This is a genomic window from Neorhizobium sp. SOG26 (assembly GCF_003491345.1).
GTDB classification, from domain to species: Bacteria; Pseudomonadota; Alphaproteobacteria; order Rhizobiales; family Rhizobiaceae; genus Neorhizobium; species Neorhizobium turbinariae.
On record NZ_CP025513.1, the window covers coordinates 494,609 to 514,919 of the forward strand.

At 59.4% G+C, this 20,311-nt stretch carries 19 protein-coding genes; 5 read left to right on the forward strand and 14 right to left on the reverse strand.

What is annotated here, in order from left to right:
• Window positions 1-52: 52 nt before the first annotated feature.
• Genes CYG48_RS18905 through CYG48_RS18925 form a run of 5 tightly spaced genes read right to left on the reverse strand, consistent with a single transcriptional unit; the run spans window position 53 to window position 5,526 of the window.
• The gene (locus tag CYG48_RS18905) at window positions 53-1,627 is read right to left on the reverse strand and encodes an ABC transporter substrate-binding protein (RefSeq protein ID WP_118852091.1); all 1,575 of its coding nucleotides are present in this window, start codon (window positions 1,625-1,627) and stop codon (window positions 53-55) included.
• A gap of 17 nt (window positions 1,628-1,644) precedes the next feature.
• Complete coding sequence (locus CYG48_RS18910) at window positions 1,645-2,682, reverse strand: ABC transporter ATP-binding protein (RefSeq protein ID WP_245450607.1); 1,038 nt, start codon at window positions 2,680-2,682, stop codon at window positions 1,645-1,647.
• Window positions 2,679-3,650 (reverse strand): ABC transporter ATP-binding protein, encoded by a 972-nt coding sequence (locus CYG48_RS18915; protein ID WP_118852093.1) that lies wholly within the window; start codon window positions 3,648-3,650, stop codon window positions 2,679-2,681. The genes CYG48_RS18910 and CYG48_RS18915 overlap by 4 nt, the downstream gene beginning before the upstream one ends.
• A gap of 5 nt (window positions 3,651-3,655) precedes the next feature.
• Entirely contained in the window at window positions 3,656-4,555 is a 900-nt protein-coding gene (locus CYG48_RS18920; RefSeq protein ID WP_118852094.1) for an ABC transporter permease, read from the reverse strand.
• Window positions 4,552-5,526 (reverse strand): ABC transporter permease, encoded by a 975-nt coding sequence (locus CYG48_RS18925; RefSeq protein WP_118852095.1) that lies wholly within the window; start codon window positions 5,524-5,526, stop codon window positions 4,552-4,554. Before CYG48_RS18925 ends, CYG48_RS18920 begins: the two co-directional genes overlap by 4 nt.
• A gap of 209 nt (window positions 5,527-5,735) precedes the next feature.
• On the opposite strand from CYG48_RS18925, the gene CYG48_RS18930 reads away from it, so the two are divergent.
• Window positions 5,736-6,629, forward strand: a complete 894-nt coding sequence (locus CYG48_RS18930; protein WP_118852096.1) for a LysR family transcriptional regulator — start codon at window positions 5,736-5,738, stop codon at window positions 6,627-6,629.
• A 609-nt stretch (window positions 6,630-7,238) separates the two neighbouring features.
• Here the strand turns inward: CYG48_RS18930 and CYG48_RS18940 are convergent.
• The 9 genes from CYG48_RS18940 to CYG48_RS18980 all read right to left on the reverse strand — a co-directional run bounded on the left by CYG48_RS18940 (window position 7,239) and on the right by CYG48_RS18980 (window position 15,451).
• The gene (locus CYG48_RS18940) at window positions 7,239-7,736 is read right to left on the reverse strand and encodes a GNAT family N-acetyltransferase (protein ID WP_118852098.1); all 498 of its coding nucleotides are present in this window, start codon (window positions 7,734-7,736) and stop codon (window positions 7,239-7,241) included.
• Window positions 7,733-8,029, reverse strand: a complete 297-nt coding sequence (locus CYG48_RS18945; RefSeq protein ID WP_118852099.1) for a type II toxin-antitoxin system TacA family antitoxin — start codon at window positions 8,027-8,029, stop codon at window positions 7,733-7,735. Before CYG48_RS18945 ends, CYG48_RS18940 begins: the two co-directional genes overlap by 4 nt.
• A gap of 287 nt (window positions 8,030-8,316) precedes the next feature.
• Complete coding sequence (locus CYG48_RS18950; RefSeq protein ID WP_118852100.1) at window positions 8,317-9,117, reverse strand: IclR family transcriptional regulator; 801 nt, start codon at window positions 9,115-9,117, stop codon at window positions 8,317-8,319.
• 70 nt (window positions 9,118-9,187) lie between these two features.
• A complete protein-coding gene (locus CYG48_RS18955; RefSeq protein ID WP_118852101.1) occupies window positions 9,188-10,504 on the reverse strand; it encodes a TRAP transporter large permease in 1,317 nt (438 codons plus the stop codon).
• A 24-nt stretch (window positions 10,505-10,528) separates the two neighbouring features.
• Entirely contained in the window at window positions 10,529-11,077 is a 549-nt protein-coding gene (locus tag CYG48_RS18960; protein ID WP_118852102.1) for a TRAP transporter small permease, read from the reverse strand.
• Window positions 11,078-11,101: 24 nt separating this feature from the next.
• Window positions 11,102-12,097, reverse strand: a complete 996-nt coding sequence (locus CYG48_RS18965) for a TRAP transporter substrate-binding protein (protein ID WP_118852103.1) — start codon at window positions 12,095-12,097, stop codon at window positions 11,102-11,104.
• A 71-nt stretch (window positions 12,098-12,168) separates the two neighbouring features.
• Window positions 12,169-13,164, reverse strand: coding sequence for an aminopeptidase (locus tag CYG48_RS18970; RefSeq protein ID WP_210211178.1), 996 nt, complete (start codon window positions 13,162-13,164; stop codon window positions 12,169-12,171).
• A 40-nt stretch (window positions 13,165-13,204) separates the two neighbouring features.
• Window positions 13,205-14,518, reverse strand: coding sequence for an MmgE/PrpD family protein (locus tag CYG48_RS18975; protein ID WP_118852104.1), 1,314 nt, complete (start codon window positions 14,516-14,518; stop codon window positions 13,205-13,207).
• A 3-nt stretch (window positions 14,519-14,521) separates the two neighbouring features.
• Window positions 14,522-15,451 carry an NAD(P)-binding domain-containing protein gene (locus CYG48_RS18980; RefSeq protein WP_118852105.1) on the reverse strand — a complete coding sequence of 310 codons (930 nt, stop codon included), beginning with the start codon at window positions 15,449-15,451 and terminating at the stop codon, window positions 14,522-14,524.
• A 421-nt stretch (window positions 15,452-15,872) separates the two neighbouring features.
• Here CYG48_RS18980 and CYG48_RS18985 point away from each other — a divergent pair, with 421 nt between their 5' ends.
• The 4 genes from CYG48_RS18985 to CYG48_RS19000 all read left to right on the forward strand — a co-directional run bounded on the left by CYG48_RS18985 (window position 15,873) and on the right by CYG48_RS19000 (window position 20,286).
• The gene (locus CYG48_RS18985; RefSeq protein ID WP_199925353.1) at window positions 15,873-16,889 is read left to right on the forward strand and encodes a Bug family tripartite tricarboxylate transporter substrate binding protein; all 1,017 of its coding nucleotides are present in this window, start codon (window positions 15,873-15,875) and stop codon (window positions 16,887-16,889) included.
• A 9-nt stretch (window positions 16,890-16,898) separates the two neighbouring features.
• Window positions 16,899-18,257, forward strand: a complete 1,359-nt coding sequence (locus CYG48_RS18990; RefSeq protein ID WP_118852107.1) for an MmgE/PrpD family protein — start codon at window positions 16,899-16,901, stop codon at window positions 18,255-18,257.
• Window positions 18,258-18,268: 11 nt separating this feature from the next.
• Window positions 18,269-19,672 (forward strand): MmgE/PrpD family protein, encoded by a 1,404-nt coding sequence (locus tag CYG48_RS18995; protein ID WP_118852108.1) that lies wholly within the window; start codon window positions 18,269-18,271, stop codon window positions 19,670-19,672.
• Between the two features lie 107 nt (window positions 19,673-19,779).
• Complete coding sequence (locus CYG48_RS19000; protein WP_118852109.1) at window positions 19,780-20,286, forward strand: tripartite tricarboxylate transporter TctB family protein; 507 nt, start codon at window positions 19,780-19,782, stop codon at window positions 20,284-20,286.
• The last annotated feature ends 25 nt before the right edge of the window (window positions 20,287-20,311 follow it).

Below are 20,311 nucleotides of genomic sequence, written 5' to 3' on the forward strand. Positions count from 1 at the left end.
AACCGGATAGAAGCCACCCTGCGTAAGCAGGGTAGCGACCAGTTTTGAGTTCTTATTTGGCGAGGCCGGCGAGCGTCGGAACGGTATCTTCCGTCATGTTGGCGACATAGGTGAGGTTCGCCTTGCCGGCCCAGTGGACCTTCTGCCAGAAGAGCGGAATGACCGGAACGTCGGAGAACACAAGGCTTGTCGCCTTCTGCAGCCCCTCGATACGCTTGGCGGCATCAAACTCAGCCGTCGCAGCCCGCATGGCCTCATCGAAGGCCGGGTTCGAGTACTTCGTCCGGTTGAAGGAACCTGTACCGGCCTCCTTGTTGACCGTCATCAACAGGTTGCGCAGGCCCGTCGCAGAGGTTGGGGTCGAATTGCCGAGCGAGAAGATGAAGGCAGAGAAGTCGCCGCCGGAAGCGCCCTTGGTATAGACGTTATAAGGCTGCGCCACGACGCCGTTCACCTTGAGGCCGCCGCGGGCGAACATCTGCCCGAGCGCCTGTGCCGTATCGGCATCTCCGGGAAAGCGATCGTTGGACGTATGGAGTGTGATGCCGAAGCCGTCCGTATAGCCGGCCTCTGCCAACAATTTCTTGGCGCCTTCGACGTCATAAGCCGGAGCTTTGACCGACGGATCGTTTCCGGCGACACCGTTCGGAACCAGTTGGCCAGCCGGCTCCCCCGAGCCCTCAAGGATGCGGTCAACGATAAGCTGCCGATTGATCAACTGGGAGAGCGCCTGACGGACCTTCACGTCCTTCAGCGGGTTCTTGTCGAGCGGCTTGCCATCCTTGTCAGTGATGAAGGGGCTCTTGTCACGGACACTGTCGAGCGCGAGGTAGATCATGCGGGACGAAGCAATGGAGAAGACCTTGAGGCCCGAGATGCCCTCGAGCGTCTTCACATCACGCGGCGGAACCGCATCGATCAGATCGACCGACCCCGAACGCAAGGCGGCCACCCGCGAGGCATCGTTGGAGATGAACTTGATCGTGACGTTCTCAAAGTCTTGGCTGTTGCCCCAGTACGCCTCGTTCTTCGTCAGCGTCAGGTTGTCGCCCGGCGACCAGGCTTTGAACTTGTAGGCGCCAGTCCCGATCGCCGCCTTCCCGCTGTTATAGTCTTCGATCGTGGCGCCTTCGGCCACCTTCTTTTCGAGGATGTAGACAAAGCCTATCTGCTCCATGAAGTCCGGCGTTGGCTTCTTCGTTTTGAACTCTACGGTAAGGTCATCGAGCGGCCTCATACTGTCGATCGAAGCAACGTTGCCCGAGAACGGAGCGGGACTGTTAGGGACGTCCTTGGCGCGCGCTAGGGAGAAGATCACATCTTCAGCCGTCAGCGGATTTCCGTCGTGGAATTTAACGCCTTCCCGAAGCTTCACCTGCCAAGTCAGGGGATCCGTGTTGGTCCACGAAACCGCGAGCGCCGGCTCCATGTTGATTGCCGGGTCAGTCTGGACGAGGCGGTCGAAAATCGCCTGCGCCACGTTCTGGTTGTTACCGGTGCGCGAGAATAGCGGATCGATGGATGACGGCTCGGTGGCGCTGCCGATCGTCAGATCAGCGGCGTAAACGGAATTCATCGTCGTGACGGCCGCGGCAACGCCCGCCAACAGCAGTTTCATAGGCTTCATATTGTTCCCTTCCTCTTTTAGATGGCCGGTTCGGCCGTTGCTGTCTCGTTGTTGCGCGCCGGGAGATCGTTCAGATGACAGGCACTGACATGACCGGCGGAATTTGGCTTCAGGATCGGTCGCTCCCCCCGACAGCGGTCGAACGCCTTTGGGCAGCGGGGATGGAAATGGCATCCCGAGGGTGGATGAAGCGGTGACGGAATCTCACCTTTGATCGGCGTGAAGACGCGGCGGCGATCGGTGACGGATGGCAGTTCCCGGATCAGAGCCTGCGTATAGGGGTGCCTCGGGTTGTCGAAGAGGTCGTCGGGCGTTGCGCTCTCAACCACCCGACCGAGATACATAACCACGACGCGGTCGCATATATGCTTCACCACTCCGAGATCATGGCTGATGAACAGATAGGTCAGGCCGAATTCCCGCTTCAGATCCATGAAGAGATTGAGGATCTGCGCCTGGATAGAAACGTCGAGCGCCGCTACGGACTCGTCGCAAACGAGAAGTTTCGGCTTGACGGCCAATGCGCGGGCAATACCGATGCGCTGGCGCTGGCCGCCGGAAAACTGGTGAGGGTAGCGGTCAAGATAGGACGCATCCAGACCAACGCGCTCGGCAAGCGAAGCGACATATTCGCGGATCTCGCGAGCCTTGATTATGCCGTGCACCTTCGGCGCTTCGCCAATCAGGTCGATGACCTTCTTACGCGGATTGAGCGTGGACATCGGATCCTGGAAGATCATCTGGGCCGCAAGACGCATGTCGCGCTTCTCCTGCCCCTCGAGAGCCATCAGCGGCCTGCCCTGCCAACACACTTCGCCACCGCTCGCCGGCATGATGCCAGCCATCACCCGGCCAAGCGTCGATTTTCCGCAGCCGGATTCTCCAACTAAGCCAACAACTTCACCCGGATAGACAGCGAGATTGACGTCATCGACCGCGTGCACCGTCTTTTCTTCAAGACCCGCACCAAAGAGGTTCGCTATCTTCTCCGCGTGGTCGAGCTTTCGGGAGAACCGACGGCTGACGTTAACGGCTTCGATAAGGGGCATCTTCATGCGGCTCTCTCGACGTGCGGATGGAAGCATCGGAACTCACGGCCAGCCGCAATCTCCAGAGCAGGTTCGGTGGAGCAGATCTCCGTTGCCCTCACGCAGCGGTCGCGAAAGGCACAACCGGAGGGGCGCGACAGGGGCGATGGAGCAAAGCCCGGGATCGGCCGCAATGGCTCGCCCCGCGGGACCGCGGCGGGTATCGCGCTGAGGAGACCGGAAGTATATGGGTGACGGGGCTCAGTGAGCACGCCATCGACCTGCCCGGCCTCAACGATCCGGCCCGCATACATGACCATCACCCGGTCCGCGAGTGCGGCGACGACGCCGAGGTCATGGCTGATCCAGATCAGGGCCATGCCGAACTCGGTCGCCAGCCTCTTGATCTCGAACAGGATCTGCGACTGGATCGTAACGTCAAGCGCAGTGGTGGGCTCGTCTGCGATGATCAGGTCGGGCCTGTGCAGGAGTGCGATGGCGATGGCGACGCGCTGGCGCATGCCACCAGAGAACTGGTGCGGGTAGGAATCGAGCCGCTCTTCCGGCGAGGGGATGCCGACGAGGCCGAGCGCATCACGCGAGCGTTGTCGCGCCTCGGTATGGGAAACCCTGTCGTGCGCCTGGACCGTCTCGATCATTTGCGTGCCGACCGAAAGCACCGGGTTGAGCGTCATCATCGGATCTTGGAAGATCATCGCGATGCGCTTGCCACGGATCGTCCGCATCGCTGCCGGGGGCATCTTCAACAGGTCTTGGCCGTTGAACAGGATCTGGCCGGAAACGACCCTGCCCGGCGGATCGACGAGGCCGAGGATCGAGAAGCCGGTAATCGACTTGCCCGACCCGGATTCGCCGACCAAGCCGACGATCTCCCGCTGGCCAACCGTGAAGCTTACGTCGTCCACCGCCTTCAGAACGCCGCGTCGGGTCATGAATTGGGTGGAAAGGTTCCTGACGTCCAGTACGGGTGTCATCGCGCTCACCTTTCACCCAGACGAGGGTTCAGCACTTCGCGAAGGCGATCCCCAACGATGTTGATCGAGAAGACCAACACGAGAAGCAGCACGCCCGGGTAAACGCTGATCCAGTATTCGCCGGACATCAGCAACTGATAGCCGTTGGCGATCAGCAAGCCGAGCGATGGCTCGGTGATCGGCAGCCCGATGCCAAGGAAGGAGAGCGTCGCTTCTGCCGAAATTGCATTGGCAACCTGCAACATGCCGATGACGATCAGCGGCGGAAGACAGTTGGGCAGCAGGTGGCCGATAAGGATGCGCGGCGTGGAAATTCCGAGCGTACGTGCCGCTTCTATATAGTCCTTGTTTTTCTCGACCAACGCCGCGCTTCGCACGGCGCGCGCGAATGTTGCCCACTGAACCAGGACAAGCGCGAAGATGACCTTCCAGAGCCCCTGCCCCAGCAGAGCCAAGAGCATCAGCGCGACGAGAATGGTCGGAAAACCGAGCATCAGATCAACGATGCGCATGATCAGCGCATCTATGCGGCCGCCGAAATATGCGGCAATCAGGCCGAGGACCGTGCCAACCAGGAGCGCCACCATACCTGAGAAGACGCCGACGCCGAGGCTAGTCCGCAAGCCGTAGATCATCGCGGAAAACATGTCGCGGCCCTGGCCGTCGGTGCCGAGCCAATAGACGAGCCCGTCCATGCTCTCCGAGCCCGGCGGCAGCTTTGAATCAAGAATATCGAGCACAGCGAGATCGAATGGGTTCTGCGGCGTCAGGTAAGGACCGACGATCGCGGCGAGCAGGAGGACGACACAGACCACCGAAGCGAGGATCGCCTTGGGACTACGCGAGATCCCCACAATCAAGCGGCCGAGCATCACGTCATCGCGGAAAAGCGCGGTTATGCTCATGATGCTTCTCCGATGCGGACACGTGGATCGACCAGTGAGTAGAGCACGTCGACCACGAAGTTGATGAAGATGAACAGGCTGACGATGACCAGCAGGTAGGCGACTACCACGGGACGATCCAGCCGCATGATGCTGTCGATCAAGAGCTTGCCGATGCCTGGCCATGCAAAGATTGTTTCGGTAACGACGGCGAAGGCCAGCATGCTGCCGAGTTCGAGGCCAATCACCGTGATCAGCGGGATCAGGATGTTCTTGAAAACATGCACGAAGACGATACGGTTTTCCGACAGGCCCTTGGCGCGCGCGAATTTTACGAAGTCGAGCGGCATTGTTTCGCGCACGCCGGTGCGGGTCAGCCGGATCACCAGTGACACCTTGAAGAGTGAAAGATTGATCGCCGGCAGGATGAGGTGCTTGAGGCCGTCGAGCGTAAAGAGGCTGGAATGGATGCCCAGCAACTCGCCGACCTGGCCGCGCCCCGTTGAGGGCAACCATCCAAGCCAGACCGAAAAGATCATGATCAGCATCATTCCCTGCCAAAAGCTTGGCAGAGAAAAGCCGAGGATCGAGCCCGTCATGATCACTTCGTCCGTGGCGGTATTTGGGTTGAGACCCGAGATCAGGCCAAGCGGTATGCCGATGATCAAGGCTAGGCAAAGCCCGAACAGTGTCAGTTCGAGAGTCGCCGGCAGGCGCTCGAGAATCAGAGTGATCGACGGGCGGTTGAAGACGAATGAACGCCCTAAGTCACCGTGAAGTGCATTCCAGATGAAGGTCCCGAACTGTTCCCAAAGCGGCTTGTCGAGGCCAAGCGAGGCGACAACCTGGGCACGTTCCGCCGCGCTCGCATCCGGAGCGATCAGCATCTCGGCCGGATCACCGATCGCATAGACGCCGATGAACACGATGATCGCAGTCACTGCCAGGACGGCGATGCTCTGGAGGAACCGGCGGATGACGAAGACCGTCATAACGCGGATTCCTGCTGTCGGCTCGTCCCGTGCGGACCCAGTATCGGCATGAGAGCTGTTCCCGTTGTTCTGTTTTGTTAATCGTGACCATAGCGGTACCGGGCGGATCTACAATACTATGCGTGTGGCGCATGATCCTATGCGTTTTCAGAGGTTCACCTTCCGACGTATCCACTTGTGTTCCCTACGGCCTCCCGTAGGATCGACGGATGAATTTCAAGCAGCTCGAAGTCTTCAAGACCATCATGGATACCGGCTCGACCATGGCAGCCGCAGCGCAGCTAGGTCTGTCGCAGTCCGCCATCAGCAGACAACTTGCCTCGCTTGAGGCGGAGATTGAGCGCGAGCTTTTTCTGCGTGACAAGGGGCGCCTGGTCCCAAGGCCAGAGGCCCACCTACTTGTATATGAGGTTGAGGAGGTAGCAGAAGCCGTTGGGCGCCTACGAATGAAGGTTGGCGACGTTCGCTCCGGCGCGTTCGGCGAGGCGCTGCTACGGGTCGCGTTCCCGCACAGCTTGTCTACAACGATGCTGCCGCCCGTTATCGCGCGCTTCAAAGCAGATCACCCACGAGTAACCGTGGAAATCCTCAGTGGCCCATATGCAGCTATCGAGGGAATGGTCCGTAATCGCGTCGCCGATCTGGGCTTCGTCCGGCTTCCGCCGGAAGAGCACTCGTTTGACACCCGCCCACTGTTTTCAAGTGGCACGACCTGCGTGATGCCATTCGGACATCCTCTTGCGGCCAAGCAAGCCATCGACGTCAACGACCTGGCTCGCAATGACCTGATCTTGCTCGGCCGACAGCGCATCAATCGCAACGAACTTGAGCATGAGCTACGGCGCATGGTCCCGACGTACCGCTGCAGCCTGGAAGTTCATTCTGTTGAGACCGCCTGCGCTTGCGCCGCGCGTGGTCTCGGCATTGCGATTGTACCCACCTTGATCGCGGAGTTCTTCCGCAGCGGCGCAATTTCAATGCGACCCTTCATTCCCGACAAGCCCGCAAATTACGGAATTATTTCAATGGCAGGCGTTCCGTTATCATGGACAGCCGAGGCGTTCATCGAAGCATTGAAAGCCGATGGTACGAGCGCAAGCTAAACTAGAGCAGGTAACGAAGGTCCGTGCATCGCGACCGGTCTGCAACGATAGAAATCCGCCGCATGCTCCAGTCAAATACTTCCCTCAATCTCCCGCTTCGGGGTAGCGATCTTTATCGGCAGTAGTTTGCCTCAGAACTGCGTGTCGATGAAGGGTGACCACCTGCATTGAGTGTGTCGACGGAAAGGGGTGAGAAGAGACTTGTCTGATCGGAAAAGATTCATAGATCGGCGGAGCTTCTCGAGGCCGCAGACCGGCATCGACCGATAGATCGCCAGGCCCGCAAAGATGTCGGCGAGCAGGTGGAGAACCTCTAACGGAAGGTGATACAAGAACTGGTCACGACCCATCTGCGAGAGCCGCTTGCAACGCAGGCGAACCGCGTTGAAGTCGCCGCTTGTTGATGAGATACGAACCTGTGACCTACTATTGGGAATTCATAAGCCGGCGCCTTCATTAGGTCTTCACTGACGCAAGACAGATCGCGGCGACCTTTGGATCAAGCGTCGCCGCTGCGATGCATCGGCTGTTCACGGGCTCCAAGCGCATGTCGGCGCTTTGCGCTATCAACTTGCTTCTTCTCACCTGGATGACGCTCAACGATAGCGTCTAAGCGTTCAGTGCGTTGCTGAGGTCTTTCAATCCGATCATCAGCATCATCGGATCGGACGGAGAAGGCAGAAATCCGACAGCTTCATAGAAGGCACGTGCATCATCCGAAATGGCATGCACCAGTACGCCTCGGATACCAAGTATTTCGGCGGCATTAAGCAGGCGCAGGCCTGCATCACGGACCAACGCCCGACCTAGACCTCGACTCTGGTAAGATCGATCAATAGCCAATCGACCAAGTACTGCGACTGGGATCGGGTCCGGCATGTTTCGCCTGAAACGGCCTGGTGCTTCTGCCGGCTTCACTGCGCCGGAGGCGAGCGCGTAGTAGGCAATAACGCGATTTCCCTCGCAGGCCACAAACGTACGAGATGCCCCACCTGCCTGATTGGCACGGGCTCGTCGACGCAACCAATCGTCCAGTTGTGGAACGCCGGAATCAAACTCGTCCAGTTCATGATAATCGGCTAAAGGAGCAGGCGCAGTTAGTATCACGCCTCGTCCCACGGCGCTTTGGTCGACATTGTGCGCTTCAACCGCTCATTCGACTGGGCGGGCGCATCGAGGCGAGCAAGGTATTCGGTATAGACCTCGGGGCTTACTGTGAAGACGGTGCGGTCTAGCAGCACTTCCTCAGCTCGCCGTTCAGAGGCCTCCAACATGAAATCCGTGCGCGTCTTGCCGAGCAGCTCAGCCGCACGATCAATAAGGTTGCGAGTCGCAGGCTTGATACGGATATTCAATGGAACACTTGCGTTCACATTCTTGCTGGTGTGTGACGTCGGCATGGGCAGCTCCTATGTCCTAACGCTATCTAGTGTAACGACACCGTCATTACAAGAGCCGCAACGATGGTGTTGCTCCGGTGTGGTTGTCGGCGCATTAAACCTAGTCATTCTCGCCTTGAAAGGAATCGAACCCGCTCCCCCTTCGATTCGTCCCTCTACGTGTGGCTGATTGACTTCTTATAATGCCAGGGTTCTAGCGGAGCCTCGTAGTCCTGACCTGAGCTTTCCCTCGCCGGCTGCGTAGGATGGCCTACCCTCGCGAAAGTTCCTCATTTAAGTCTTAGCTTTTAGCCCCCACCGCTCGATTGTTTGCGGTATCCAATCGAAGCGCTGAATTCTGCCGTCTGTTGAATGAGCAGGCTCGAGAGGAACTCCTCCTTGGTCGGCTCAAACCGGATTTCAGGAACGGTAATGCAGAAGCTGCCAATAACTTTCCCATCGCCGCTGCGGACAGGAGCGCCGATACCGATTGCTCCAGTGACTTTTTGGCTGCGCGTGAGTGCATAACCTCGAGCTTTGATGGCATCCAGTTCAAGCTTCAGGTTGTCAAAATCAGGCGGGAGTGCGCCTGTCGAAGGTGACGGTACTCCCGTCTCAACGATAGTCTTCTGCTCGTCATCTGGAAGAAACGCAAGTATCGACCTGCCTGTTGCGCCCCACAAGACGGTGTGCGGTACGTACAACTCGATCTCGTAACGCAGAGGATGGAGCGAGTTGATCGCTGCCATGATACTGACCTGCTGCGTTGCTGGCAGATATGCGACAAACATACAGGCCTCCCCGCAGGCCTCGGCGATCTTCTGCAAGTATGGCAGTGTCTGGTCCTTGAAACCCTTCTTGTAGCTCAGGAGCGTACCGAGGCGTTCAAGATCGATTCCAGCGCGATAGCGCGACGTCTTTGGGTTCTTCGCGACCATGCCTTCCTGCATCAGCAGGCGTAAAAGCCGGTGCGTGGTGCTTGCCGGTAAGTCGAGATGACTAGCCGCGTCCTTGATTGAGATATCCGTATCGATTTCAGCAAGAAGGCGGATGAGCTTCAGGCCGCGAACGATCGGTCCGTCGAGACGAGCGGCGTCTTTCTTGGTCATAAATAGTTTCCGTCAGTTCGCAACGAATATGCCGCACCTTTTTTCGGGAGCGGCATATTCATGTCAATATTCAGCGCGGTCCAAGCAGCAGATCTGGAAGCCACAAACTGATCTGCGGGAATATCATCAAGACGATGAGCATCATCACGAGCAGAAGAGTGTAGGGCAACGCCCCCTTCACCACGTCGCTCATTGGTTGCCCGGATATCGCTTTCACGATGAAGAGGTTCATGCCCACCGGCGGGGTAAGCAACCCGATTTCCGTGTTGACGACGAAGATGATCGCGAACCAAACCGGGTCGTAGCCGTAGGAGGTGATGACCGGGAAAAGCAACGGGATAGTGATGACTGTCATCGCCGCGCCGTCGAGGAACATCCCCAGGAACAGAAGCAACAGCATGATCCAGATCATAACCATCCAGCCGGGCTGCCCAGCGCCCTGGATCAGGTCAACAAGGTCCTGTGAGATCTCGAGCATTGTGATGGCACGACCGAGGATAAGACCACCGAGCAGGATCGTCCCGATCATGGTAATCGAATAGATCGAGCGGACGGCGGCCTTGTGAACGCCGCTCCAAGTCAGGCCCTTCAGGACGTAGACGCCGATAAGCATGGCCGAAAGGGCACCAAGGGCCGCTGCTTCCGTTGGGGTGACGACGCCAAAGAAGATGCCTCCAAGTACAGCAATCATGAGCACGATCGCCGACCAGATCTGGCGTAGCGAAGCCCAACGTTCGACCCAGGTTACGTCAGGCTGGCTGATGAACGGCGCCTTGCGTTCCTCTGCGCGCGAGACAATCATGGTGTAAATCATGAACACCGTGAGGATAGCGAGCCCGGGTACGATACCCGCCATGAAGAGGCGCGCAACGGACGTTTCCGTGAGCTCACCATAGATAATGAAGCCAGTGCTCGGCGGAATGAGCACGCCAAGCGTGCCTCCAGCGGCGACCGCGCCCATGCCGCGTTTCACGTTCAGGCCGCGGCGCTGAAACTCCGGAATGACTACGCCGCCGATTGCGCCTGCAGTAGCGACGCTCGAACCTGAAAGGGTAGAGAACGCGCCGCAGGCGGCCAGAGCTGCGTTGTACAGCGCGCCAGGCATCTTTGAGAACCACTTGTCGGTAAAGTCAAGCAGCTTGGGGCCCATGCCGCTTTCGGTAATATAGGCGCTCATCAGCATGAAGAGCGGGATCGCCAGGAGGCTTGAGCTGGATAGATGCATTGTCGCGCCGGAGGTTAGCGCAATCCATGCGCTAGAGCCGCCGGTGGCAGAATAAAGCCCAAATATGCCGGTCAAGCCCAAGACATAGGCAATTGGAATGCCAAGAAGAAGAAGGGCTAGAAGTCCGGCGGTGACGACGCCGGCGGAAATGCCAAGGTTCATGAATGTATCCTCCCGATTTGGCGATCAATCTTGCGTTTTGAAGTCACGGAAAGACGCCCGTAAAACTCGCCGCAGGAGATGAAGCAGAAGAAGAAGGATAAGCAGGCTGCAACCGAACGGGACGACCGCATTGAACGGCCACAGCGTGATGTAAGGCTGACTCGGCGTCGTGGTACCGCGCATGTACATCTGTAAGGTCGTCTTCCAGCCCGACCACCCGAGCAGCCCAAGAAAAATGATGCTGGCAAGCGGCACCAGATACCCGTTGATGATGGATGTCAGCGATCTTGGAAGAACCGCGAGCAACAGGTCAACCTTGACGTGGCCACCCACCATGTGCGTACCGGCTAGCCCGAGAAAAACGACAATCAGGAGCGAAAACCGCGCGCCTTCATCGATCAAAGGAAAACCGCCGCCGACTGTGTAGCGGTAGAGAGCATTGACGACGAGAGCAACAGCCGCAATTTGCAGTACAATGGCTGCGATATGGATCGCACCGGTTGCTATCTTTTCGAGCGGGTTCTGACCGGCCGGCTCGACTGAGCCGTCCGCATGGCCGTTGTTTTGAGACATCTGGTTACCCTCGTCGTCGATCGATCAGCGAGCGGCTTCTACGACCTTGAGAACTTTCTCAAGGACCGGCAGCTTAGCCTTATAGTCGTCATAGACCGACGCTACCTTTTCTTTCAGAGCAGCCTTCTGCTCGGGCGTCGTGACCTGCACGTTAACCTTGCGCTCTTCCCAGTCCTCGAAGCAGTCCTTGGATTCAACACGTTCCATTAGTTCCCACTGGACTGCTTCCATCTCAGCAGCGGCGTCCGTAACGACCTTCTGCTGAGCTTCGGTGAGACCGTCCCAGACGTCGAGGTTAAGGCCCAGGCCCTCAACGTCATTTTTCAACGAAACGATAGATGCATACGGCGACTGCTCAAACCAGGAGCGGCCGATATGAGCAACGCAGTTGGTGACAATACCGTCCACGACGCCCCTCTGTAAGCCTTGGGTAACTTCGGTCGTGGGCAGACGAACAACGTTTGCACCCAGCGCTCGCAGAACGTCGTCAGATGCACCACCAACGCCACGAATTTGTGCGCCAACGAAATCCTCCGGAGCCATCAGGAATTTCGATTTGTGGAAGACCTGATCGTTGCCCTTAGGGAAGAACGACAGCAGCTTGATGCCCTTGCCTTCGTACCAGCCCGATACCAACTCGCGTAGACCTCCGTCGACCGAGCGCTTGTAGTGGGCATAGTCATCGAACAGGAACGGCATGGTGATAGAAGCGAGTTCGGGAATGTCGCCGGTCTGGAAGCCACCGATCATATTGGATGCGGAGACCGATCCCGAGGACACCGCGCTGAAGGACTCGTCCGAGCCAATCAGCGTGCTGCCAGGGAAAACCTTTACCTTGATGTCGCCATTGCTGAGCTCTTCGACGCGTTTAGCCCAAAGATTGTAGCCATCGCCGATCGGTTGGGTAGATGGATACTGGTGAGCGAGCGTCATCGTCACTGACTGTCCGTACGTGGTGCTGGACGCCAGGACCAAGGCTACCGCGCCGGCTGCAAGTGTGGCTAAGAATTTGCGGGTCATGCTTATTTTCCTCCCTTTGGATGAATTCTGAAGCGCGCCGATCTTCCGCGCGCTTCGCGAGATTTCGGCAATCAGTCGACCAGGATTTTACCGTCGCTAGAAACCTTGATCCCATCGACTGTGATCTCCGGCTTTGAGATTACCCCTTCAAGGCGGAGCTTCGCGTGGCAGGTGCCGCCGAGCGTAATGGTGTCACCCATTCCAATGTGCGCGGTGCCGTACATTTTCTTGTCGGTGCGCATGGAGCCAACCGGCTTGACATTGGGATTGAGCCCAAGCGCGATTTCCGCGGGGGCGTTGTAGCTTCCGGCGTCGCCGTGTTTCTCAAGAATGCTGCGCCAAACCTCTGCCTGAGCACCGCCTTCGATCTTGGTGACGAAGCCCTTCTCGATGGTCAGGATGATGTGCTCTTTGAGAGCTCCGACCGAGTGCGCGGTAAGATCAAATACAACTCGGCCATCGCCGGTGCCTTCAACGGGGCAGATGTGCGTCTCGCCATCCGGGAAGGCGCAGCCGCCGCCGCCGTTTTCACGCATCTTGAAGACGGTTCCGGTGATCGCGCGGCCAGGACGACCTTCGATGCTGGCGGTGAGATCCGTTCCGTTCGGGCATGTGACGCGGATAGTCTTGCCCTCGGTGAAGATCTTCTCGACCTTCTTGCCTAGAACGTTCATCGCCGGATAATCCGCGCCCGCAGGACCGTCAGGACGCAACATTGCGGGCGTCAGCTCTTCCATCAGGAGATGTCGCTTACCAATCTCGAGCAGGCGAGCGTTGAGAGGGGAATGCGCAAGCGCCGTGCTGGTGAGGTAAACCACCAGATCCGTCTCCGGATCTTCCGCAGCCGTGCAGATTGCGCTCGTGGGGTTGAGCGCATGGGTCGCCCGCGGCGACATCAGCGCAACCGTGTACTCGATGTTCATCGTTCCAGCCGCAGCTGCGAAAGCCTGCCAGACGATCGGATCAATCGCAGTGTCGGTGACGATCAGGATCTTGTCACCAGGCTTGCAATTCAGCTCCAGTGGCGTGCGCAGCATCCGGACAAGATCGATCATTTGTATGCTCAAGAGTGTACTCCGTAGGTCAGTGTCAAAGTGGGTCTTCGGGTCAGTTGGAAAGCCAGCGGTTAAGGCTAAGGTCGCCAGCGCGCTCCAGGATCGGGAAGCTGGAGCGATTGGTGTCGTTGTAGATGCGCAGACAACCGGCGAACTTCTCGCGGAGCGCGGCGAAAGCTGGCGGATCAAGCGGTGAGCCAGGGAGCGCAGAGCGGGTGAAAACGCAAGGTGCGTGCCCCTCCTTCATCACGGTAAACGTGACGGTTCCGAACTCAATATCTCCCGCACTTGGCTGCGTGTCGTCCTCCAAGATCTCGATGCGATCAATTATGGACGCGACCTGTGCATCGGCGATGGCCGCATCAGCGAAGTCCGCAAGTGTCGGGGTGCCGCGAAGTAACGCGACCGCCACTGGATAGGTCGGGGAAAATTTGGCCTGCATGCTGTCTTGCGGGCGGTGATGCTTGAGAAGACTGATGCTGCTTGCTGGAACGCTCATTACGTAGCGGGTGTCTGCATCGGAGATCGACGCACCGATCTTGGAGCGCGCGTCGAGCGCGATCGCGACCAGTCGGTGCGAGGCATAGCAACACGGATAGAGCTTCACGGAGATCATATCTGGACGCAACTCAAAGGCGCTGTCCGTAGGATTATCATCACCATCCCCGGCACCATAGAGCGCGGCATATCCACGCTCGCGGAAGATGTCGCGTGAGCCGGTTACACCAGCCTTGGCGAGCCGTGCCGCACGGTAGCCAGCCGAAGCTGCGAGGCCAGCATGGACCGGCTTTGTCTGCGTCGAGAAATTGACCTGAAGACCTGCCGACATCGAAGCAGCGAGGGCGAATGCATTCGCCATCTCGTCGGCGGTCAGGCCTGCGAGGCGGCCACATGCCGCCGCCGCAGCAAACGTGCCAATCGTCGCAGTGCCATGGAATCCCTTGTGATAATGGCCAGCGCCGACGCGGCGCGCGACGGCCTTGGCGGCAATTAGACCTGCGGCAAACGCTTCAAGTATAGCTTCAGGATCATTCACGCTCGGACGTAGCACCGCGGGGACCAGCACGGTGCTGATATGCGCCATGCTCTCCAAATAAACGTCGTCAAAGTCGAGTGCATGCGCAGCTGCACCGTTTACCAGGATTGCTGCTTCCTCGCTCTCACAAGGCTCGCCCGACCATGCCACGGGTCCGTTACCGCCGTACGCCTTCAGCACGTTGCGCGTAACCGGCTCTGGGAAACCCGCAGCTGCGACAGCAAGCGTATCAGCAATGGCGCGTATGATAAGATCGCGGTTCTCATCCTTGGAAAGGATATCGGGATTGAGCACCGAGTCACAAAGGCGGTCTAGGAAGGTCTTGGGCATGCGTTAACCGTTATCCTGAACCCGCGTTCGGGCGAGGTAGATTGAGTGAGCAAGAGCGATGTCGAGTGCAGTTGTGCCCTGAACGATCGCCATAACGTGACTGTCGGTTTTGATAGCCTCGAGTTTTCCAACGGCGAGCTCTGCGACTGTCCCTGTCAGATTTGCCTGGAAGGCTGACTGAGAAAATTTGCCTTCCTTGATCCAGGCGGCGGCATCACCCTGATGCAGCGCGTAGCTGAGGTCATCAACATACCGGGCCGAGGCTGAGGCCCAGACACCGTGCGCGACTTCGAGCCCGCCGCCCATTGAAAGCACAACGGCACCCTCTGAGACGTGCTCAGGGCGCACCAACTCCTCATTCGCGTTAGTGATGGTTACGATAACGTCGGCGTTCGCCGTCGCCTCTGAAATTGTCTCCGCAACGACAACCGGTTCACCACGCTTTGCCGCGTCTGCCGCGAAGCGCTTCGCGGACGCGACGCTACGGGCGGAGACCGCAATCTCCGTGGGTCGAAAGGTCTGGTGGATAGCAGAGGCAATCTGCTGTGCAATTGCCCCTGCACCGATGATCGCGGCGCGCTCGAGCTTCCGATCTTGTAGAAGGTACTTCGCGACCACCGCTGCAGAGACACCCGTGCGGAAGCGGTACATCTCACTCTCATCGAAGAACGCGACCGGCTCTCCAGTCTGGAGTGACCAGAGCATCAGGCGCGACGCCTTCCGGGAGGTGATGCGGACGCCCGCTATGTCCAGATGGTTGAGGACCGCTCCCTTAGCGCCAAATCGAAAAGGTGTCGACCCGACCCGCATCATCGAAGGCGACGATGCTTCGACGCGCCCCTGGCCTATCGCGCGATAGGTTTCATCGAGCAGCGGCGCAGCCCGCGCGACGCTGAGCATACCTCTCGTGTCCTCTTTGGTGAAATTGAGCATCGTTCCTCCCGCTGCGTGGGACGATCTTTCATATCAACCGCGTCATGTCAATCAACGAAAATGCATTCTATTCAGCGGAATAGTAGCGTTCTTCAGATTGGGTGCCGTCTGAACGTATGAAAGCAACTCGTCTTCCAGCTTAAGGAGTAGGTGGGAGTTAGCGCCGACATGACGGGGACACGTGCGGATTACGAACATACGGCCTCCTTAAGCGCGGAGGCTGCTTCGTTCGGCGGTAGAGGTGAGGCAATAACGGCACAAGCGCGTCGCTGCACTCGGCCGGCCGTGGTGCTTACTTCCGACGTTGACAGGGAGATATTTTCGTGAACTATATTCGCTTGGAGGAATACTTTTTCGCTGATGCGAAAACGTTAAGATGAAGAGTCAGGCTCGTTTAGGCGTGCTATCTGGGAGAGAGAGAATGAACAGAACTGATCTGTCGTGTGGACTTGATCGACGATCCCTGCTCGCTGGTACGGCGTCCTTCGTTGCCGCGGCTCTTGTCGGGCCCGCTTTCGCGCAAGGTGCGCCGGCAATCAGGCGGCTCGAGGTCATCATCCCGCTGTCGGCCGGCGGCGGCAGCGACATCCTGGTGCGGCAGCTGATGGAACATGTTCGACCGCTGCTTTCGTCACAGATTGCAATCTCGAATGTTCCTGGTGACGGATCCCTGCTTGGTCTCAGCCGCGTGGCGCGTGCCAAGCCGGACGAAGCAATGATCGGCGTGCATAACCCGCCGAATACCGTATTGTCCCAGTTGGCGCGCGGCGCCTCGGCACCGGTGGACATCCGCACACTCACCCCGATCGCCGGCTTCGGTCGCACCTTTACAGTTGTAGCCACCTCCACAAGGTCCGGCATCGAGTCCTTCAAGCAATTGCAGGGAGCCTATGCCGGCGGTGCCCAGCGTCTTCTCGGCGGGACCGACCGCGCCGGCTCATCCGAACTGACGGCCGAACTGCTGAAGAGCCAGGCCGAACTGAAATTTGCCGAATACGTGGCCTATGACGGCAGCGGTGCCGGCAATGCTGCTATTGCACGAAACGAAGTACCCGCTGGTCTTGCGTCCTATGATGCGGTCATCGACGGCATTGCCTCCGGCACGCTGCGGCCGCTGCTGGTTCTCGGCAATGTCGAGCGCGTCGAAGGCATGCCGGACACGCCAACGGCCGCCGAGCTGGGCTATCCCTCGATGGCCGAGGTTGCAGCCCCCATCCGTGTCATCGTCGGTCCGCCGAACATGGAACCGGCGCTGCGCGATTATCTGGTCGGCCTCTTCCGTGACGTCGTCACCAATCCCGAGGTGGTCAAGACGCTGGGCGATGCGGGCGTCAAGCTCGAATACATGACACCGGAGGCCGTCGGCCAATCCATCAACGACGCTTTCGACAAGCTCGAAAACCTGCCTGTGCTTCAGCAACTTCTGAGCCGCAAGTAAACCGAGATCATGACAGCAAAGACCCTGACCCGGGTCCTGGCCGACTATGTCGCCGGAAGCTCTTATGAAAAGCTTCCGGCCAATGTGGTCGAACGGACCAAGCTCATCATTCTCGATGAGATCGCCTGCGCCATTCTCGGGCGCGAACTAATCGCTGGCGAGCTAATTGGCCGATATGTGGCAGCACAGGGAGGTAATGCCGAAGCCACGATACTGGGCGCCCGCCATCGGGTTCCCGCCGCCATGGCCGCCCTCGCCAACGGCACCGCCGGCCATGCCGATGAATTCGACGGCGCCCATGTGACCGACGGCCATCCGGGCGCGGTGATCGTTCACGCCACGCTTGCCGTGGGCGAAGCGAGACGGACAACGGGCCGTGAATTCATCCATGCTGTGTCGGTCGGCTACGATGTTGGCACGCGGCTTGTGGCCTCGCTGGGCGGTGCGTTTGCCCTCCGGAAAGCGCATCACGTACATTCGGATCACCTGCACAGCTTCGGTGCCGCAATGGCCTGCGGCCGGCTCCTGAGGCTCGATTCCGATGGCCTGCGGCACGCCGCGGCACTTGCCGGAGGCCATGCAGGCGGCCTGGCCGTCGTGTTTGAGGAGCGCCGCCACATGAGCAAGGCCCTGTCTACGGGCCAGGCGGCATTTGGCGGCGCGACCGCCGCGCTGCTAGCTGCGTCCGGCTTCGAGGGACATGACGACGTCTTCGATTCCGGGCACGGACCGCTTGGATGGGCGCCGGCCGGAGGGCCTGAGGTGCTGACCAAGGGGTTGGGCACCGACCATGCCGTCATGGGCGCCAACTTCAAGTTCTACTCCGCCGGCTATCCCATCCATGCGCCGGTGGAAGCTGCTTTGACGATCAACGGGCGGGAGAAACTCGGCCTCGATGACATCGCATCCGTCACCATCAGGCTGACCACTCACACCGCCGACACCGTATCCAATCGCGACATGCCGAGCATCTGCGTCGAGGACATGATGTCGGTGGCGATCGTACACGGCAAGCTCGGCTTCGAGGAAGCCCATTCCGCCGCCGCTCTGGCGCGGCCCGAAGTAAAGGCCATCCGTCCGAAAATCCGGGCGGTCGCCGATCCCGAGATGGACCGCACACAGCCGAACGGTCGCGGCGCCAAGGTGGAGATCGAGACCGTCGATGGACGAAGCTTTCTGATCGGCGTCGATCATCCACGCGGCCATGCCTTGCGTGGCGGCGTGGACTGGCAGTCCCTGCGCGGCAAGTGGGACGAACTGCTGCCGCGGCTGATCGGCGCGTCGAACTTCGAGGCCTTCACCGATATCTGCCAGAACCTGGAGCGGCTCGACGATCTGGCCGAACTGACCCATCTCTTAAGAACCTGAGGAGTGTACGCATGCAGTTTGACCATGGAGGCCGCCCGGAAATTCCCGCCCTCGAGGCTGCGGTCGTGCGCCACATCGTTTCGGCCCGCTTCCAGGATCTGGACGTGGACGCGGTGGATGCCGCGCGGCGGACCCTGCTTTGGGCAACCGCCACGGCGGTGGCCGGCTCGGCGGCAGACGGCTCCGACGGTGTCATCCGCTTCGTGACGGAACCGGGCGGGCATGAGCAGGCCACCCTGATCGGCACCGGGCTGAAGGCGCCAGCCGCGGCGGCAGCCTTCGCCAATGCGGTCTTCGCCAAGGCCCATGAATACGAGGACAAATACTGGCTCGACAATGCCGGCGGTTTTGCGATGGGCTTCGCGGTTGCACCGGCCGTGCTGGCGGCCGCCGAGGCAGCCGGCGGCATCAACGGCAAAGACGTACTCACCGCCATTGCCGTCGGCATCGACATGCAGGCGCGACTGCTGTCGGCGATCCGCGGAGAGATCTCGCCGGTCTGGACGCCCTGGAACTCAACCTATCTGTTCTGCAACTACGGGGCCACGGTCGGGGTCGGCAAGGTGCTCGGATTGAACGAAGAGCAGATGCTGGACGCCTTGGGTCTCATCCACGCGCAGGCCTGCGGCAATTTCCAGGGCCAGATGGAAGGCGTTCTCGGTATTCGCATGCAAGGCGGATTTGCAGTCCGCAACGCGTTTGCATCGGTGGAACTGGCCCGCAACGGCATTTCCGGCGCCCGTCAGTTTCTGTCCGGCCGGTTTGGCTTCTACAAGCTTCACTACCCCAACCACACCATCGACTATGAATCGATCCTCGACGGCCTCGGCAAGAATTTCCTGGGACGCCGCCTCGGCTTTAAGGGCTATCCGTGCGGCGTCGTTGCCCATCCCGTGCTGGATGCGGTCCGCCAGCTGAGCTCCTCTTTCGCGCTCAAGGATCTCGAATCCGTCCATGTGGAGGGGAGCCCGACGCTTTACATCATGACGGAGCCGCCGGAGCGCCGCCTCAACCCGCATAACGGCATCGATGCGCAGTTCAGCCTGCCTTGGGTGATCGCCTGCACGCTGCGTGACGGCACCTTGAAGCTCAATCATTTCGACAATGCTCTAGTGAGCTCTCCCGATCTGATCGCCCTTGCCCACAAGGTGACCGTCGACCGCCAGGAGGGGCGCGAAAGCGTTACTGTGGAGATCCGTCTGAAAAATGGCTCGCGGCTGCGCTCGCAACCGGTGGCCTTCTGCTTGGGGCACCCGGACAATCCCGTCACCACCGAAACCATGATACAGGTTTTCCGGGATCATCTGGATATTGCCGCCAAGCCGATAGCAGCTGAGGCAGGTGAGGCGTTGATTCGACGGTTCGTGGGGATCGACGGGATTGACGACGTAACCAGGCTCTTTGACGGAGTATGAGGCCGACCGGGGTGATGGCACGGCGCGCTGGCGTAACACCATCGGGAGCGGGCGCGGATGCCCGGCCCGCTTTGGTTCCATGAGGTTGCTGCACGGAGGAGGTGCCGATGGCCATTCAGGAAGACCAGATTGCCGATCTGCCGGAAGACGATGATGATGGCCCTGCCAACGAGGCCAGTCTCGGAAGCATTGGCTTTGCCGCTGTCGTGGCGATCGTCGGCATCGTCTTTTTTTGGCAGAGCCTGCAGAACAACTCGCCGGCCGGGCTGTGGCCGCGCATGCTGGCAGGCGCGCTGGTTCTGCTGGCAGGGGCGCAAACGGTAACAGCGATCCTGACGCGACTGCGCGCACCGCAGCAAGAAACTCATTCCGCACCGCCGCGCGCTTCTCTCCACCGGAAGATTTTTACGGCCGCATGGCTGTTGGTGTATTGCCTGGTCGCCCAGTTGACGGGATTCGGCCCTGCGATGCTGGTCTTCGTCCCCGCCTACATGCTGGTTATGGGCTATCGCAACCCGATCTGGATCGTTGTGGTAACGGCCGCCTTCGCCCTTGGTTTGACGTTGATGTTCGACACGGTCGCCAATGTCCCCGTCTGGAGTTCGCGCCTGTGACACGGCGCTTCTCCCGATTTCAACA